Here is a 355-nt window from a genome sequence, read left to right as displayed (position 1 = left end):
CGGGTCTGGCGGTCGACCAGGTGCCCGCGGCGAGGTGTCCGGCGGCGCGGGTGAGGTTGTGCGTGATCGCGGCGCGGGTCAGCCAGGCGTCGTCGGCGCTGAAGTGTCCGGAGGGTAGGTGGGCGAGGGGCCCGGCGATCAGGTCGGCGTTGACCTGCTCGATGATCGCGTGTTGCCGGTGCTGGGCTTCGGCCTGTACGAGGGTGTACGGGCTGTCGGTGAACACGGCGTGGTACCGGTAGGTCGGCAGGAGTTCGTCCTGGCCGGGGATCTGTTGCGGGTCGTCGCGACGGACGCGGCGGACGATCAGCCGGGCGGTCGCCTCGTGTCGGGTGCCGGCGAACGCGGTGTACGT

1 pseudogene is annotated in these 355 nt (G+C 71.5%); it reads right to left on the bottom strand.

Annotation, left to right across the window (positions count from 1 at the left end):
• A pseudogene (locus tag ACFHWU_RS29520) lies at nt 1–355 on the bottom strand (IS1380 family transposase); the annotation flags it as partial.

Source organism: Micromonospora sp. LOL_015, from assembly GCF_048060275.1.
Lineage (GTDB): Bacteria > Actinomycetota > Actinomycetes > Mycobacteriales > Micromonosporaceae > Micromonospora_E.
The sequence above is the reverse complement of the archived record's forward strand: the minus strand, read 5'-3'. Positions and strand labels throughout refer to the sequence as shown.